Source organism: Metapseudomonas resinovorans, from assembly GCF_002003485.1.
GTDB classification, from domain to species: Bacteria; Pseudomonadota; Gammaproteobacteria; order Pseudomonadales; family Pseudomonadaceae; genus Metapseudomonas; species Metapseudomonas resinovorans_D.
In genome coordinates this window covers 1-16,816 of record NZ_BDMA01000046.1, presented here as the reverse complement: position 1 = coordinate 16,816, position 16,816 = coordinate 1, and the positions used below count along the sequence as shown (strand labels likewise).

Below are 16,816 nucleotides of genomic sequence, written 5' to 3'. Positions count from 1 at the left end.
CTCCTTGGATTCCCGCGCGCTGCGCAAGGCGGTCCGATGAGGAGACTGTATTCAGCGGGGCGCCGACCTGGATAATGAATTCGAGGCGCGCTGTTATAAACCGCAGGAATACAAACACCGTGTTGTCATTCCTGGGCGGATGCTTCGCGCACGCACTGCACGATCAGCTCAAGATTGGTGAGGATGGACACCGACTCGATCACATGCTCGGGCACGGCCAGCTGTTGTTCGCGAAAGAACTTGGGCACCGCGCGGTAGTGGCCGAATCGCGTGTGGGGACGATCCACTCCAGATCATGGAGCTCGGCCAGCGACACCAGCCTGCGGTGCCGGGCTAGCGGATGCTGGGCCGACACCACCACGTTCAGCCCCTCCTCGTAGAGCGGCACGTGGCGCAGCGAGCTCAGTCCTCGGCAGTCGGGCAGGAACACGCTGGCATCCTCGGGAAGAATGCCCAGGACGGACGATGCCCACGTCGCCTAGAGCAGCATCGGATAGATTGCGGAGTTAGCCCCCACCTTTACCGTCACCACCGCCTGCGGGGCGATGCGCCGGAGCATGCCAAGCGCATTCGGCAGCATGGTGGCCGGCACTCGCGATGTCCGTCGGCGAACAGCATCGACGCCCTGGGGCGAGTACCGCTTCGGCCGGGGGTATGAGCGCGTTAACTGCGCCCCCTCTCCCCCGCCCCTCTCCCGCAAGCGGGCGAGGGGTGACTCGCGCCGGCGAGGCACAAGTAATCCTGAAGCAATCAGCAGCCTGATAGTGAGCAACTGCAGTTGGGCGACGCCGCCCCTTCAGGAGGCCGAGCGTACTCGTTCAAGCACCGAAGACAGGCCGGAAGAACGTGCGCTCGTAGCTGAGGATGCAGCGCGTGTCCTCGGCGTACTTGAAGGCAGCGATGCAGTCCGCGTCTTTCATCGAGTCCTGCCGGTACTGCTCGTAGGCCGCCAGGCTCGGGAAGGAAAACATCGCCACGGCGATATTGTTTGCGCCCTCGGACGGCAGGAAGTAGCCGTGATGCTGGCCGCCGAACTTCTCCACGAGTGGAATCCAGAGCTTCCCGTAGTGTTCGAACTCCGCCAGTTTGTAGGGATCGAGGATGTAACGAAGGTAGCAAGTAATCATTCGGTCTCTCGTTCAAGTGGTGCGATCTGGATGTGGGCTTTTTCGCGATACGAGCCATGAGCCCTGGAGGTCTATTTCTCGAAAGCCGGCACCTGTATCCGGTCATCCTCTCCCATCAGCCAGCCGCGATTGAGATCGGCGCAACGGTGCAGGTACTCGGCCACCAGGGTGATGCGCTTGAGGCGGCGCAGGTCCTCGCTGTAATAGATCCAGAACTGGCGGGTGACCTCCACGTCACCGGGCAGCACGGCCTGTAGCCTCGGGTCGCCCGCCACCAGGAAGCACGGCAGGATCGCCAACGCCCTGCCCTGCAATGCGGCCTGGTACTGGGCGATGACGCTCGTGCTGCGCAGCTGGCTCATGGCACCGGGCAGCAGGTCATTCAGGTAGAGCAGCTTGGGGCTGAACGCCAGGTCCTCGACGTAGGTGATGAAGGGGTGGTTTGCCAGGTCTTCGCGCGTTTCGATCGGCGGTTGGCTGGCCAGGTACTCAGGCGTGCCGTAGAGGCGCAGGCGGTAGTCGGCGAGCTTGGAACAGACATAGGGACCGCGCTCGGGGCGTTCCAGGGTGATGGCGATATCTGCTTCGCGACGCGACAGGCTGACGAAGTGAGGCACCGGCAGGATGTCCACCGAGATATGCGGATACTGCTCGAGGAAGCGACTCATCTGCGCCGTCACGAAATAGGAACCAAAGCCCTCGGTACAGCCGATCCGCACATGGCCGGACAGCCCCAGGCGCGTGCCCGACACCTGCTCGCAGGCGGCCTGCAAGGTGCTTTCGAGGGTCTCGGCATGACTCAGCAGACGCTGCCCTTCCACCGTCAGGACGAAGCCGGCCGCGCGGGACTTTTCGAACAGCAAGGCACCCAGCGCCTGCTCCAGTGCCCGCACGCGTCGCGACACGGTGGTGTAGTCGACACCCAGTCGGCGGGCAGCGCCGGTTGCAGTGCGGGTTCGGGCAACTTCCAGGAAGAATCGCAGGTCGTCCCATTTGACCTGTTCCTGGCTGGGACTTTTTTGCATGTCCATCAGGATATTTTGCCTGTTCTTTAAGGGATGGATGCTTACATATACTCACATCCATCGACCCGCAGCCAAGAGCTTTTTCGCCTTGGCCGGGATCACTCAGATGGAGGGCTGACAGCATGAACGCATGCCTGGTTTCCGGCCTTCCCGCGCCTTGCGCTACCCACCATTTGCTGGCTCCCGGAGGGAGCCGCGGTCACTGAAGAACACCTCACTGACGAAGAACTTGGCGACGCCTTCCCGAGGCGCCGCCGGGAATGCTGCACGCTTGAAAAAGCTGCGGCGACAGGCACGACAAAAACAATTAAAGCGGAGCCCGAAATGAAACCTCACCACTCCCCCGACGCCCCGGCCAATGCTCGCATTATGGCCAACCCGAAATTCCAGCGCCTGGCCCAGGAGCGCGCCATCCTCGCCTGGTCGCTCAGCGCCCTCGTGCTGGCCGTCTACTACCTGTTCATCATGCTGGTGGCCTTCGTTCCCGGCTGGCTGCACATGCCGCTCTACGAGGGCAGTCACCTCAGCCGCGGCATCCCGCTCGGCGCCGCCATCATTGTCCTTTCCTGGCTGCTGACCGCCTGGTACGTGCGTCACGCCAATAACCGCTTCGATGCGCTGAGCGCAGAAATCCTCGCGGAGGGCCAGGCATGAAAGCCCTCCTCGCCCTCTTCGCCCTGGCACCGCTCTCCAGCTTCGCCGACACCATCACGGCGCAGAAACAACCGCTCAACCTGCATGCCATCGGCATGTTCTTCGTCTTCGTCCTCGCCACCCTGGTGATCACCTGGTGGGCCGCGCGCCGCACCCGCTCCACCGCCGACTTCTACACCGCTGGCGGCGGTATCTCGGGCTTCCAGAACGGTCTTGCCATTGCCGGTGACTACATGTCGGCGGCGACCCTGCTGGGGCTTTCCAGCCTGGTGTTCGCCAAGGGCTACGACGGCTTCGTCTACATCATCGGCTTCTTCGTCGGCTGGCCCATCGTCACCTTCCTGATGGCCGAGCGCCTGCGCAACCTGGGCAAGTACACCTTCGCCGACATCGTCTCCTACCGCCTCGACCAGACCCGCGTACGCAGTTTCGCCGCCCTCGGCTCGCTGACGGTGGTCTGCTGCTACCTGATCGTGCAGATGGTCGGCGCAGGTCAGCTGATCAAGCTGCTGTTCGGCCTGGACTACCAACTGGCGGTGGTGGTGGTAGGCGTGCTGATGCTGGTCTACGTGATCTTCGGCGGCATGATCGCCACGACCTGGGTGCAGATCACCAAGGCCGTCCTGCTGCTGGCCGGCGGCACCACGCTGGTGGTGATGGCCATGAGCGAGTTCGGCTTCAGCTTCGAAAACCTGGCCGAGCGCGCGGTCGCCGTGCACGCCAGCGGCGGCAAGATCATGGGCCCCGGCACCCTGCTGGCCGACCCCATCAGCGCCGTCTCGCTGTCCCTCGGCCTTGTATTCGGCATCGCCGGCCTGCCGCACATCCTGATGCGTTTCTTCACCGTCCCCAACGCCAGGGAAGCCCGTCGTTCGGTGCTGTTCGCCACCGGTTTCATCGGCTTCTTCTTCCTGGTGGTGTGCGTGCTTGGCTACACCGCCATCGTCATCGTCGGCACCGACCCGCAGTACTTCGTCGACGGCAAATTGGGCGGTGCCCTGGTGGGTGGCGGCAACATGGTCGCCATGCACCTGGCCCAGGCAGTGGGCGGCAACCTGTTCCTCGGTTTCCTCTCCGCCGTGGCCTTCGCCACCATTCTCGCGGTGGTCGCAGGCCTCGCCCTGGCAGGCGCCTCGGCGATCTCCCACGACCTCTACGCCAGCGTACTGAAGAAAGGCCACGCCAGCGAGAAGGACGAGATGCGGGTATCGCGCATCGCCACCGTGGCCATTGGTCTGGTCGCCATCGGCCTGGGCATCCTCTTCGAGCAGATGAACATCGCCTTCCTGGTCGGCCTGACCTTCGGTGTCGCCGCTTCGGCCAACTTCCCTGTGCTGATCATGGCCATGTACTGGAAGGGCCTGACCACCCGTGGCGCTCTCTGGGGCGGGCTGACCGGACTGGTCAGCGCCATGGGTCTGGTGATCTGCGCTCCGGCCGTCTGGGTCGGCGTGCTGGGCCACGAGAAAGCCCTGTTCCCCTACGACCAGCCGGCGCTGTTCTCCATGCCGCTGGCCTTCCTCGTGATCATCGTCGTCTCCACGCTCGATCGCAGCGCCCGCGCCAACCGTGAACGGGCGGCTTATGCCGACCAGTTCGTGCGCGCCCAGACCGGCCTGGGAGCCGCTGCCGCCAGCAGCCACTGACGCGAATCGCGCAGCCAGTTAGCGGGCACGCTCGTCGCTCCTTTGGGGCGTGCCCCTTTTCAATTCCGTCTCACCCCGCTACCGGCCCTCGGGCCGGTACGGATTCGTTTGTCCACTAAAACAATAAGAGGCCTCCATGGATCGCCGCTCCCTCACCTCCCACCTGCTGCTCGTCGGCGGTGCACTCAGTTGCTCCACACCCGCCCTGGCGGACTTCATCAAGGATTCGAAAGCCAGCCTGGAGCTGCGCAACTTCTACTTCAACCGCGACTTCCGCCAGCACGCCGCCCCGCAGGCCAAGGCCGAGGAATGGGCCCAGGGTTTCCTCCTGCGCTACGAGTCGGGCTTCACCGAAGGCAGCATCGGCGTCGGCCTGGACGCCATCGGTCTGCTCGGCGTCAAACTGGACTCCAGCCCCGACCGCGCCGGCTCCGGCCTGCTCAAACGTGATCGCGAAGCCCCCAAGCGGGCCCAGGACGAATACGGCGAACTGGGTCTGACCGCCAAGCTGCGCGCCTCGAAGAGCACCCTCAAGCTCGGCACCCTGATGCCCAAGCTGCCGGTGCTGCTGGCCAACGATTCGCGCCTGCTGCCGCAGACCTTCGAAGGCGGCCAGCTCAACTCCCTGGAGATCGACGGCCTGACCGTCGATGCCGGACGCCTCACCCAGGTGAACCAGCGCGACTCCTCCGACTACGAGGACATGAGCATCACCACCGTCGGGGTGAAGAACATCCGCGCGCGCCAGACCACCAGCGACGCCTTCGACTTCGCCAACCTCAGCTACAAGTGGAACGACGCCCTGACTACCGGCTATGGCTTCGGCCGCCTGGACGACTTCTACCGCCAGCACTACCTGAGCCTGAACCACCTGCTGGCGCTCGGCGACGGCCAGAGCCTGAAGAGCGACCTGCGCTTCGCCCGCTCCACCGATGAAGGTGGCAGCAATGTCGACAACAAGGCCTTCGGCGCCATGTTCACCTACGGCTTCGGCGGCCACGCCGTCGGCCTGGGCTACCAGCGCATGAGCGGCGACACCGGCTTCGCCTACGTCAACGGCAGCGATGCGTACCTGGTGAACTTCGTGCAGATCAGCGACTTCGCCAACCGCGAAGAGCGTTCCTGGCAGGCCCGTTACGACTACAACTTCGCCGCCATAGGGATTCCCGGGCTGACCTTCATGACCCGCTACCTCAGCGGCGACGGCGTGGAACTGGGCGCCGGGCGCGAAGACGGCAAGGAATGGGAGCGCGACACCGACATCGCCTACGTGGTGCAGAGCGGACCGCTGAAAAACGTCGGCGTGAAGTGGCGCAACGCCACGGTGCGTTCGACCAATTTCGGCAACGACCTCGACGAGAACCGCCTGATCCTCAGCTACACCCTGCCGCTCTGGTAAGGGTTCCCCGCGGCAGGACTGCGTCCCGCTTGGCGAATGAATTCGCCCCTACAGGAGCCGGCTCCTGTAGGTTGGCGCAGAGCGCAGCGAAGCCCAACGTAACCGATTCCACCCCGTCAGCATTTGTAGGAGCGAGCTCTGCTCGCGAACCTTCCAAGCCAGACCTTTCGCGAGCAAGCTCGCTCCTACACAAAAGCTGCCCCGCCGAACTTAGCTTCGCCCAACGCGACGAATCCCAACCCCGCCCCCAAAGGTCGGTACCGAAGCATTTGTAGGAGCGAGCTCTGCTCGCGAACCTTCCGAGCCGGACCCTTTCGCGAGCAAGCTCGCTCCTACACAGAAGCTGCCCGCCGAACTTAGCTTCGCCCCACGTAGGTTGGCGTAGAGCGCAGCGAAACCCAACGTGACGGACTGCCGCCTGCCCCACATGGTGGATGCAAAAAGCGGCATCCACCCTACGCGCGCTGGCAGCCCCCTCTCCCTTCAGGGAGAGGGTTGGGGAGAGGGCCCGTACATCGAGTTCCCCAGCGCGGGCTCGTGCGAACAACTATGATTTTTTTGCACATCGCACCGGTTTTTGTGCTCGTTCTTATTTGATTAACGCCTGCATATACTCAATTCACCAGCCCGGCCTTAAACCGGAACGACTCAAAATAACAATCAAGGGCTCGCGCCATGAACAACAACAGCCTCCCCTTCCTTGCCGCCCGCGACTTCCTGCTTGCCCATCGCACCGACTACGACACGGCCGTACGCGGTTTCAGTTGGCCCCAGCTCACGCAATTCAACTGGGCCTTGGACTATTTCGATGAGATGGCCAAGGGCAACCAGGCACCGGCACTCTGGATTGTCGAAGAGGACGGCAGCGAGCGCCGCTACAGCTTCCAGGAGCTGTCCGAGCGCTCCAACCGTGTCGCCAACCACCTGCGCGCCCTGGGCGTGAAACGCGGCGAGCGCATCCTGATGATGCTCGGCAACGACATCGCCCTGTGGGAAACCATGCTGGCCGCTTTCAAGCTTGGCGCCGTGGTGATTCCCGCCACCGCCCTGCTCACCTCCGAAGACCTGCGCGATCGCATCGAGCGCGGCCGGATCAACCATGTGGTGGCCGGCGCCGCCCACCTGGAAAAATTCAACGGTCTGGCCGAAGGCCTCACCCGCATCAGCGTCGGCGGTAATGCGTCGGGCTGGACACAGCACAGCGCAGCGGAGCAGTACCCGGCCGAATTCCAGGCCGAGGGCGTGACCCTCGCCACCGACCCGATGCTGCTGTACTTCACCTCCGGCACCACCTCCAAACCGAAGATGGTGCTGCACAGCCACCAGAGCTACCCGGTCGGCCACCTGTCGACCATGTACTGGATCGGCCTGCAGCCCGGCGACCTGCACCTGAACATCTCCTCCCCCGGCTGGGCCAAGCATGCCTGGAGCTGCTTCTTCGCCCCTTGGAACGCCGGCGCCTGCATCTTCATCCATAACGTCGCGCGCTTCAGCGCCCCGGCCCTGCTCGGTGTACTCGAACGCTACGGCGTCACCAGCCTGTGCGCGCCGCCCACCGTCTGGCGCATGCTGATCCAGGAAGACCTGGCCAGCTACCGCAGCCGCCTGCGCCTGCGCGAACTGGTGGGTGCTGGCGAGCCGCTCAACCCGGAAATCATCGAGCAGGTCCAGCATGCCTGGGGCCTCGACCTGCGCGACGGCTTCGGCCAGTCGGAAACCACCGCCCTGGTCGGCAATACCCCCGGCCAGAAACTCAAGCCCGGCTCCATGGGCCGTCCGCTGCCCGGCTACCGCGTGACCATGCTCGACCCCGACGGCCAGCCTGCCAATGAAGGCGAAGTGGCCCTGCCGCTGGAGGTCCGTCCGCTGGGCCTGATGCTCTGTTACGAAGACAACCCGGAGAAAACCGCGGAAGTGATGCGCGACGGCTATTACCGTACCGGCGACACCGCGCAGATCTGCGAAGACGGCTACATCACCTTCGTCGGCCGTGCCGATGACGTGTTCAAGGCCTCCGACTACCGCATCAGCCCCTTCGAGTTGGAGAGCGCGTTGATCGAGCATCCGGCCGTGATGGAAGTGGCCATCGTGCCCAGCCCCGATCCGGTGCGCCTGGCGGTGCCCAAGGCCTTCCTGATCCTCGCCCATGACGAGCCCGGCAGCGCCGAACTGGCCCTGGACATCCTCGCCTTCGCCCGCGAGCACCTGGCGCCTTACAAGCGCGTGCGGCGCATCGAGTTCGTCAGCGAACTGCCCAAGACCATCTCCGGAAAGATCCGCCGCGTGGAACTGCGGCAGATGGAAGTGCAGCGCCGCCAGGGCGATGCACGGGGCGCTGGCGAGTACTTCGAAGAAGACTTCCCGCAGCTCAAGGGCTGAATCCGGGCCGGCTCGCCGGCCCTCTCAACCGAAAACCCGACCGCTCGGACCTATGCCCCGAGGGGCCTCACTCGACCCAACGAAAGCAGGCAGGACCCATACATGACCTCTTCCAGCGTTCCCAGCGTCAAGCTGCTCATCAACGGTGAATTCGTCGAATCCAAGTCCCAGCAGTGGCGCGACGTGGTCAACCCGGCGACCCAGGAAGTCCTGGCCCGCGTGCCCTTCGCTACCCAGGACGAGATGAACGCCGCCGTCGCCGCCGCCCAGGACGCCTTCAAGACCTGGCGCAAGACCCCGATCGGCGCCCGCGCCCGCATCTTCCTGAAGTACCAGCAACTGATCCGCGAGAACATCAAGGAGCTGGCCGCCCTGCTCACCGCCGAACAGGGCAAGACCCTGCCGGACGCCGAGGGCGACGTCTTCCGTGGCCTGGAAGTGGTGGAGCATGCCGCCAACATCGGCACCCTGCAGATGGGCGAGCTGGCCAACAACGTCGCCAACGGCGTGGACACCTACACCCTGCTGCAACCGATCGGCGTGTGCGCTGGCATCACCCCGTTCAACTTCCCGGCGATGATCCCGCTGTGGATGTTCCCCATGGCCATCGCCTGCGGTAACACCTTCGTCCTCAAGCCTTCCGAGCAGGACCCGCTGGTAACCATGCGCCTGGTGGAACTGGCGCTGGAAGCCGGCATCCCGAAAGGCGTGCTGAACGTGATCCACGGTGGCGTCGATGCGGTGAACCTGATCTGCGACCACCCGGACATCAAGGCCGTGTCCTTCGTCGGCTCCACCAAAGTCGGCACCCACGTCTACAACCGCGCCTCCCTGAACGGCAAGCGCGCGCAATGCATGATGGGCGCGAAGAACCACGCCATCGTCCTGCCCGACGCCAACAAGCAGCAGACCCTGAACAACCTGCTGGGTGCCTCCTTCGGCGCCGCTGGCCAACGCTGCATGGCCCTGCCGGTGGTGATCCTGGTGGGCGAGGCGCAAGCCTGGTTGCCGGATCTGGTAGAGAAGGCCAAGACCCTGAAAGTGAGTGCCGGCGTCGAGCCGGGCACCGACATCGGCCCGGTGGTTTCCTGCTCCGCGCTGGACCGCATCAGCGGCCTGATCGCCACCGGTATCGAGGAAGGCGCCAAGCTGGTCCTGGACGGCCGCAATCCGAGTGTACCCGGCTACGAGGACGGCAACTTCGTCGGCCCGACCATCTTCTCCGGCGTGACCACGGAAATGACCATCTACCGCGAAGAAATCTTCGGGCCGGTGCTCTGTGTGGTGAACGCTGCCAGCCTCGACGAAGCCATTGCCTTCATCAACGACAACCCGAACGGCAACGGCACCGCCCTCTTCACCCGTTCCGGCGCTGCTGCGCGGCACTTCCAGGAAGAGATCGACGTCGGCCAGGTCGGCATCAACGTACCGATCCCGGTGCCGGTCCCGCTGTTCTCCTTCAGCGGCTCCCGCGCCTCCAAGCTGGGTGACCTCGGTCCCTACGGCAAGCAGGTGGTGCTGTTCTACACCCAGACCAAGACCATCACCCAACGCTGGTTCGACGAAGACGATGTCGGCGGTCCGGTGAACACCACCATCACCCTGAAATGATCCCACCGGGCCGGCGCCCTACGCGCCGGCCCGCCTGGAGAAACACCATGGAATACGAAACCCTGCTGGTCTCGGTACAGGAACGTGTCGGCCTGATCACCCTGAACCGGCCCAAGGCGCTGAACGCCCTCAACTCGCAGCTGGTCGCCGAGCTGAACCTCGCCCTCGACCACCTGGAGGCCGACGCCGAGGTCGGTTGCATCGTGATCACCGGCTCGGCCAAGGCCTTCGCCGCGGGCGCCGATATCAAGGAAATGTCCGCCTTCGGCTTCCCGCAGATCTACCTCGACGACTTCTTCGCTGCCGCCGACCGTATCGGTGCCCGGCGCAAGCCACTGATCGCCGCGGTCGCCGGCTACGCCCTGGGCGGTGGCTGCGAACTGGCGCTGATGTGCGACTTCATCTACGCCGCCGAGAACGCCCGCTTCGGCCTGCCGGAACTGACCCTCGGGGTGATCCCGGGCATCGGCGGCACCCAGCGCCTGACCCATGCCCTGGGCAAGTCCAAGGCCATGGAACTGTGCCTCACCGGCCGCCAGCTGACCGCCGAGGAAGCCGAACGTGCCGGCCTGGTGGCCCGCGTGCTGCCGGCCGAATCCCTGCTGGACGAAACCCTGGCCGTGGCGCGCGGCATCGCCAGCAAATCGCTGCCCGCCGCCATGATGACCAAGGAGTGCGTCAACCGCGCCTTCGAGCTGGGACTCAATGAAGGCGTGCGCTTCGAGCGGCGCTTGTTCCATTCGCTGTTCGCCAGCGCTGACCAGAAGGAAGGCATGAGTGCCTTCGTGGAAAAGCGCGCACCGAACTTCACCCATCGTTGACCGAACTTCCCGGCCCAATATCTAGAGGACACCAGCATGCATATCGGATTTCTTGGTCTCGGCAACATGGGCGGCCCCATGGCCCGCAACCTGCTCAAGGCCGGCCACACCCTGACCGTGTTCGACCCCTCGCCGCTGGCGACCGCCGCACTCGTAGAGCTCGGTGCACGCACGGCCAACAGCCCGGCGGAGCTCGCCCGTGACGGCGTCGCCGCGATCATCACCATGCTGCCCACCGCCGCACACGTGAAAGATGTCTACCTGGGTGCCAATGGCCTGCTGGCCAATATCGGTCAGGGCGTGTTGCTGATCGACAGCTCCACCATCGATCCGCTGAGCGCTCGCGACGTTGCCAAGGTGGCCACGGCTCAGGGCAACCCCATGCTCGACGCGCCGGTTTCCGGCGGCACCGGCGGCGCGGCGGCCGGCACCCTGACCTTCATGGTCGGCGGTCCTACCAACGCGTTCGACCAGGCCCAGCCGCTGCTCGCTGCCATGGGCCGGAACATCGTCCACTGCGGCGCCACGGGTAACGGCCAGGTGGCCAAGATCGCCAACAACATGCTGCTCGGCATCTCCATGGTCGGCGTCGCCGAAGCCATGGCCCTGGGCGTCGCCCTCGGCATGGATGCGAACGTGCTGGCTGGCATCATCAACACCTCCAGCGGCCGCTGCTGGAGCTCGGAGATCAACAACCCGTTCCCCGGCGTGCTGGAAAATGCCCCTGCCTCGCGCGGCTACAGCGGCGGCTTCGGCACCGACCTGATGCTCAAGGACCTGGGGCTGGCCACCGAGGCCGCGCGCCACGCGAAACAGCCGGTCGTGCTCGGCGCCGCCGCCCAGCAGCTGTACCAGACCTTCAGCCTGCAAGGGTACGGTGGCCTCGACTTCTCCGCGATCATCAACCTGTTCCGCCGGGAAGCCTGAGCATGAGCGACAACGAGGCGTCCATCCTGGCCAGCGTGCGCAACCGCGTCGGCCACCTCACGCTGAACCGCCCGGCCGGGCTCAATGCCCTGACCCTGCCTATGGTGCGCCAGCTGCATCGGCACCTGTGGGCCTGGGAACTGGACCCGGACATCGTCGCCGTGGTCATTCGCGGCGCCGGTGAGAAGGCTTTCTGCGCGGGTGGCGACATCCGCATGCTGTACGAGAGCCATGTAGCCGGCGACAACCAGCACCAGGTGTTCCTCGAAGAGGAATATGCGCTGGACGAGTACCTGCACAACTACGCCAAGCCAGTGCTGGCGCTGCTCGACGGCTTCGTCCTCGGCGGCGGCATGGGACTGGCGCAGGCCGCCTCGTTGCGCGTCATCACCGAACGCACCCGCATGGGCATGCCGGAAGTCGGCATCGGCTTCTTCCCGGATGTCGGCGGCAGCTACTTCCTGCCACGCCTGCCGGGGGAGCTGGGCATCTACCTGGGCGTCACCGGCGGCCAGGTACGCGCAGCCGATGCGCTGTATGTGGGCCTCGCCGACTACTGCCTGCCCAGCGAGCGCATCGGGGAGCTGGACCAGGCGCTGGACAACCTGAAATGGAGCTACGCGCCCCGTGAGAACCTCGCCCAGCTGCTCGGCTGCCTGGCTGCCGAACGCATTCCGGGCTCGGAGCTGAAAGCACTGCGCCCAGCCATCGACCGGCATTTCGCCCTGCCGGATATCAGCGCCATCCGCCAGTCGCTGCTGGCCGAGGATTGCGCCGAATACTCCGACTGGGCCGAGGAAACCGTGCGCGTGCTGGACAGCCGCTCGCCCCTGGCGATGGCCGTGACCCTGGAGCTGCTGCGCCGGGGCCGTCACCTGCCCTTGGGCGATTGCTTCGCCCTGGAGCTGCACCTGGACGACCAGTGGTTCGACAAGGGTGACCTGATCGAAGGCATCCGCGCCCTGATCATCGACAAGGACAAGACCCCGCGCTGGAACCCGCCGACCTTGGCAGACCTGACGCAACAGCAGGTCCTGTCCTTCTTCAGCGGCTTCCCGAACGCAGCCGGCAAACCTCTTCGCACCGCCTGACGGTGCCATCCTGCGGGAGAACAAGCACGATGCACGATCTCGAACTCACCGAAGAACAGCGCATGATCCGCGACATGGCGCGGGACTTCGCCCGCGCTGAAGTCGCGCCCCGCGCCCAGGCCTGGGAAAAGGCCGGCTGGATCGACGACGAACTGGTGCGCCAGATGGGCGACCTGGGCCTGCTCGGCATGGTGGTGCCCGAGCAATGGGGCGGCACCTACATCGACTACGTGGCCTATGCACTGGCGGTGGAGGAAATCTCCGCCGGCGACGGCGCCCTCGGCGCGCTGATGAGCATCCACAACTCGGTCGGCTGCGGGCCGATCCTCAACTACGGCAGCGAGGCGCAGAAGGACCAGTGGCTGCCAGCCCTGGCGAGCGGCGCGGCCATCGGCTGCTTCTGCCTGACCGAACCCCAGGCTGGCTCCGAGGCGCACAACCTGCGTACCCGCGCCGAGCTGGTGGACGGCCACTGGGTGCTCAACGGCGCCAAGCAGTTCGTCAGCAATGGCAAGCGGGCGAAACTCGCCATCGTCTTCGCGGTGACCGACCCGGAACTGGGCAAGAAAGGCCTTTCCGCGTTCCTGGTGCCCACCGAGACGCCCGGCTTCGACATCGACCGCAGCGAGCACAAGATGGGCATCAAGGCCTCGGACACCTGCGCCGTGACCCTGAACAACTGCGTGGTGCCGGAAGCCAACATGCTGGGTCAACGCGGCAAGGGCCTGGCCATCGCCTTGTCGAACCTCGAAGGCGGCCGCATCGGGATCGCTGCCCAGGCCCTCGGCATTGCCCGCGCGGCCTTCGAGGCGGCGCTGGGCTACGCACGTGAGCGGGTGCAGTTCGGCAAGCCGATCATCGAGCACCAGAGCATCGGTAACCTGCTGGCGGACATGCAGACCCGCCTCAATGCCGCGCAGCTGATGATCCTGCATGCCGCCCGCCTGAAGAGCGCCGGCCTGCCCTGCCTGTCGGAGGCCTCGCAGGCCAAGCTGTTCGCCTCGGAAATCGCCGAGCAGGTGTGTTCCAGCGCCATCCAGGTCCACGGCGGCTACGGCTACCTGGAGGACTACCCGGTCGAGAAGTACTACCGGGATGCGCGGATCACGCAGATCTACGAAGGATCGAGCGAAGTGCAGCGCCTCGTGATCGCACGCGAGCTGGCCAACTACCAACTCTGAGTCACCCACGTTTTCCGGGCGTCTCCGCTCCCGTGGAGCGCCCGGTTTTTTTTGCACTCGATTTCATCCTTCCTCCGCAGCCTGCCCTGCGGCGGCATGAGACAACCCAGTGTCTCATTCGGAGCCAGCAGCCCTGTCCGGGCACGATGCCGGACTGGCGGATCGACCGGCCCCCAGCGCGCGACACGGCCCCGGAGTGACTGGCACAGGCCTTGCTCCGGCCATCAGAGACCCACAACAAGAAGCCAATCGCCATGCCCAACCTGCGCCATATCGCCATCAGCCACCGTTTGTGGCTGATCCTCTCGACCTCCCTGCTGGTACTGCTCGCCCTGGCCGGGCTGATGCTCAGCCAGAACCTCGGCGACCTGCACGCCGCCAAGGCCCTGAAGACCCGCCACGTGGTCGAGACCGCCGGCAGCATCCTGCGCTACTACCACCAGCAGGAAGGCGCCGGCAAGCTCAGCCGCGAAGAGGCCCAGCGGCACGCCATCGAACTGATGCGCAGCCTGCGCTACAACGGCGAGGACTATTTCTGGCTGGAGGACCTGAACACGCGCATGGTCATGCACCCCAGCGCCAAGGTCGAAGGCAAGGTCATGGCCGGCACGCGGGACCCGGACGGCAACCAGCCGTTCGACGACATGGTGGCGGTGGCCAAGCGCGATGGCGCCGGCCTTGTCCATTACAGCTGGCCGCGTCCCGGCTCCGAGGAGCCGGTGCCGAAGGTCTCCTACGTCGAGCTGTTCCAGCCCTGGGGCTGGATAGTCGGCTCGGGGATCTACGTCGACGACGTGCAGGTCGAGTTCCGCGCGCATGCCCTCAACACCCTCGGCATCCTCCTGCTGACGGGCCTGCTGCTCGCTGCCCTGATCATCCTGATCGCCCGCAGCATCGCGTCGCCGCTGGACCAGGCGGTGAGTGCCATGGCCAACATCGCCAGCGGCGAGGCCGACCTCACCCGCCGCCTCGATGAGCACTGGCGTGACGAATTGACCGCCCTGGGCACGCATTTCAACGCCTTCACCCACAAGCTGCGCGGGGTTATCGGCCACTCGCTGGAAACCGCCGACTCGCTCGACCGGGCCTCGCAATCCCTGGGGGTCATCGCCGACGACACCCAGCGCCAGAGCCAACAGCAGTCGCAACAGATGGAACTGGTCGCCACCGCGGTCCAGGAGCTTTCCTATGCCGTACAGGAGGTGGCTCGCAACGCCGAACAGGCCTCCAGCGAAATGCGCGATGCCGAAGAGCAGGCGCTGCGTGCCCAGGACAATATCGGCAGCAGCCTGCAGCAGGTCGACCAGCTCTCGGAGACCATCGGCAAGGCGGTCGACGTCATCCAGTCCCTGGCCCACGAAAGCGCACAGATCGGTACCGTGCTGGAGGTCATCCGCGCCATCGCCGAACAGACCAACCTGCTGGCCCTGAACGCCGCCATCGAAGCGGCACGTGCCGGCGAGCAGGGCCGCGGCTTCGCAGTGGTCGCGGACGAAGTGCGGCTGCTGGCGCAGCGCACACAGAAATCCACGGCGGAAATCCAGACGATGATCGAACGTCTGCACGCTAATTCCGCAGCCGCCGTGCAGGTCATCGACGAAAGCAGCCACGCCTCCGCGCTGACCGTCGAACAGGCTCGACTGGCGGGCCAGAGCCTGGAGCAGATCGCCCGGTCATTACGCAACCTGACGGGCCTGAACGCGTCGATTGCCAGCGCCACCCTGGAGCAGTCCCAGGTAGTCGAGGACATCAACCAGAACGTGACGCAGGCGGCCTCCCTGGCCGAGGAAAGTGCCCTCGCCGCCAGCCAGTCGAACGAGGCGAGCCATCATCTGGGAACGCTGGCCAACCAGTTGAACCAGACCCTCAAACAGTTCCGGGTGTAGGCCCTTCCCGGCCACGAGGACATGCATCATGCGACAGGTCCAGGACAACGCCGTATCCGCCCCGAGCCGATCTCGTGACCGTGCCAACCGGCACGCCGATATCCTCGACAAGGCCCTGGAGCTTTTCTCGCAACGCGGTTTCGCCCAGGTCAGCATGCGTGACCTGGGCGCCTCCCTGGGCATCGGCGCGGGCTCGCTGTACCACCATGTCGACAGCAAGGACGCCCTGCTCCAGGAACTGATCGAAGACCTCTACTCCGAGCTGCTGGCCAATGCCGGCCAGGTACAGCGCGACATGCAGGCCCCCGCCGCGCGTCTGCACGCCCTGGTGGATGCCCACCTCGACCTGCACCGGACCATGGCCACGCACTTCCAGCTGGCCGAACAGGATTTCCACTACCTGGACGACCGCTACCGCGACAGCATCCTGGCCTTGCGCCAGCGCTACGAAGGGTACTTCCTGATGCCCCTCGGACAACTGGCAGACGGTGCCGGCGAACTCGCCCTGCGCAGCGTGGCCCGAGGCATGGTGTCACTGCTCAATCAGCTGCCCGCGCGTTTCCTCCCCGAGCAATGCTCCCCCTCACTGCTGCGCGAAATGGCCCTCGGCGCGTTGCAGGGCGCCATCGCGCCGAGCCGACTCGGCTGAAGCGAGACAACCGGACTGTCTCATTCGGAGACACCTGCCCCAGTCCGGCACAACCCCGCCGAATCGATGCGTTGCCAGGACGATGCGTTCCCCTGTGCGCGCGGCGCTCCGCCTGGCCTTCCGGGGCGCTGGCACAGGCCTTGCTCCCGCCGGGCATACACCAACAACAAGAGGCCCCGCCCATGCAGACTCCCCCGATTCTTCCGCAAACCCGCTCGTTCCTGGACCGCCCCCACCGGATGCTGATCGGCGCCAGGTGGCAGGACGCGGTCAAGGGCAACACCATGAGTTTCCGTAATCCTGCGACTGGCGAAATCCTCGGTGAAGTGCCCTCTGCCACCGCCGAGGATGTCGACCGTGCCGTGCAGGCCGCGCGCCAGGCCTTCGACGATTCCGCCTGGAGCCGCATGCGTCCGCGCG

General features: G+C 65.3%; 15 protein-coding genes and 1 pseudogene. 12 read left to right on the top strand and 4 right to left on the bottom strand.

What is annotated here, in order from left to right; genetic code table 11:
• Positions 1–125: 125 nt before the first annotated feature.
• The 4 genes and pseudogenes from MnOB_RS29200 to MnOB_RS12185 all read right to left on the bottom strand — a co-directional run bounded on the left by MnOB_RS29200 (position 126) and on the right by MnOB_RS12185 (position 2,158).
• Positions 126–287 carry a hypothetical protein gene (locus MnOB_RS29200; protein WP_234358240.1) on the bottom strand — a complete coding sequence of 54 codons (162 nt, stop codon included), beginning with the start codon at positions 285–287 and terminating at the stop codon, positions 126–128.
• A 20-nt stretch (positions 288–307) separates the two neighbouring features.
• Positions 308–355: pseudogene (locus tag MnOB_RS29595) on the bottom strand (hypothetical protein); the annotation flags it as partial.
• A gap of 463 nt (positions 356–818) precedes the next feature.
• Entirely contained in the window at positions 819–1,127 is a 309-nt protein-coding gene (locus MnOB_RS12190) for an NIPSNAP family protein (RefSeq protein ID WP_077524489.1), read from the bottom strand.
• A gap of 71 nt (positions 1,128–1,198) precedes the next feature.
• Positions 1,199–2,158 carry a LysR family transcriptional regulator gene (locus tag MnOB_RS12185; RefSeq protein WP_199824528.1) on the bottom strand — a complete coding sequence of 320 codons (960 nt, stop codon included), beginning with the start codon at positions 2,156–2,158 and terminating at the stop codon, positions 1,199–1,201.
• A 318-nt stretch (positions 2,159–2,476) separates the two neighbouring features.
• On the opposite strand from MnOB_RS12185, the gene MnOB_RS12180 reads away from it, so the two are divergent.
• The 12 genes from MnOB_RS12180 to MnOB_RS12125 form a co-directional block, all read left to right on the top strand.
• The gene (locus MnOB_RS12180; RefSeq protein ID WP_077524488.1) at positions 2,477–2,806 is read left to right on the top strand and encodes a DUF485 domain-containing protein; all 330 of its coding nucleotides are present in this window, start codon (positions 2,477–2,479) and stop codon (positions 2,804–2,806) included.
• On the top strand, positions 2,803–4,452 hold the full coding sequence (locus tag MnOB_RS12175) for a cation acetate symporter (RefSeq protein ID WP_077524487.1): 1,650 nt from the start codon (positions 2,803–2,805) through the stop codon (positions 4,450–4,452). The genes MnOB_RS12180 and MnOB_RS12175 overlap by 4 nt, the downstream gene beginning before the upstream one ends.
• Positions 4,453–4,588: 136 nt before the next feature.
• The gene (locus MnOB_RS12170; protein WP_077524486.1) at positions 4,589–5,851 is read left to right on the top strand and encodes an OprD family porin; all 1,263 of its coding nucleotides are present in this window, start codon (positions 4,589–4,591) and stop codon (positions 5,849–5,851) included.
• 675 nt (positions 5,852–6,526) lie between these two features.
• Positions 6,527–8,230 carry an AMP-binding protein gene (locus tag MnOB_RS12165; RefSeq protein ID WP_077524485.1) on the top strand — a complete coding sequence of 568 codons (1,704 nt, stop codon included), beginning with the start codon at positions 6,527–6,529 and terminating at the stop codon, positions 8,228–8,230.
• 102 nt (positions 8,231–8,332) lie between these two features.
• Complete coding sequence (locus MnOB_RS12160; protein WP_077524484.1) at positions 8,333–9,841, top strand: CoA-acylating methylmalonate-semialdehyde dehydrogenase; 1,509 nt, start codon at positions 8,333–8,335, stop codon at positions 9,839–9,841.
• Positions 9,842–9,888: 47 nt separating this feature from the next.
• Positions 9,889–10,662, top strand: coding sequence for an enoyl-CoA hydratase (locus MnOB_RS12155; RefSeq protein WP_077524483.1), 774 nt, complete (start codon positions 9,889–9,891; stop codon positions 10,660–10,662).
• A gap of 36 nt (positions 10,663–10,698) precedes the next feature.
• On the top strand, positions 10,699–11,589 hold the full coding sequence (gene mmsB, locus MnOB_RS12150) for a 3-hydroxyisobutyrate dehydrogenase (protein ID WP_077524482.1): 891 nt from the start codon (positions 10,699–10,701) through the stop codon (positions 11,587–11,589).
• Positions 11,590–11,591: 2 nt separating this feature from the next.
• A complete protein-coding gene (locus MnOB_RS12145) occupies positions 11,592–12,680 on the top strand; it encodes an enoyl-CoA hydratase/isomerase family protein (RefSeq protein WP_077524481.1) in 1,089 nt (362 codons plus the stop codon).
• Between the two features lie 29 nt (positions 12,681–12,709).
• Positions 12,710–13,861, top strand: coding sequence for an acyl-CoA dehydrogenase family protein (locus MnOB_RS12140; protein WP_077524480.1), 1,152 nt, complete (start codon positions 12,710–12,712; stop codon positions 13,859–13,861).
• A 254-nt stretch (positions 13,862–14,115) separates the two neighbouring features.
• A complete protein-coding gene (locus MnOB_RS29815) occupies positions 14,116–15,747 on the top strand; it encodes a methyl-accepting chemotaxis protein (protein WP_077524479.1) in 1,632 nt (543 codons plus the stop codon).
• A 28-nt stretch (positions 15,748–15,775) separates the two neighbouring features.
• The gene (locus MnOB_RS12130) at positions 15,776–16,396 is read left to right on the top strand and encodes a TetR/AcrR family transcriptional regulator (protein WP_077524478.1); all 621 of its coding nucleotides are present in this window, start codon (positions 15,776–15,778) and stop codon (positions 16,394–16,396) included.
• 182 nt (positions 16,397–16,578) lie between these two features.
• A partial coding sequence (locus tag MnOB_RS12125; RefSeq protein WP_158713802.1) for an aldehyde dehydrogenase family protein occupies positions 16,579–16,816 on the top strand: 238 nt, incomplete at its 3' end.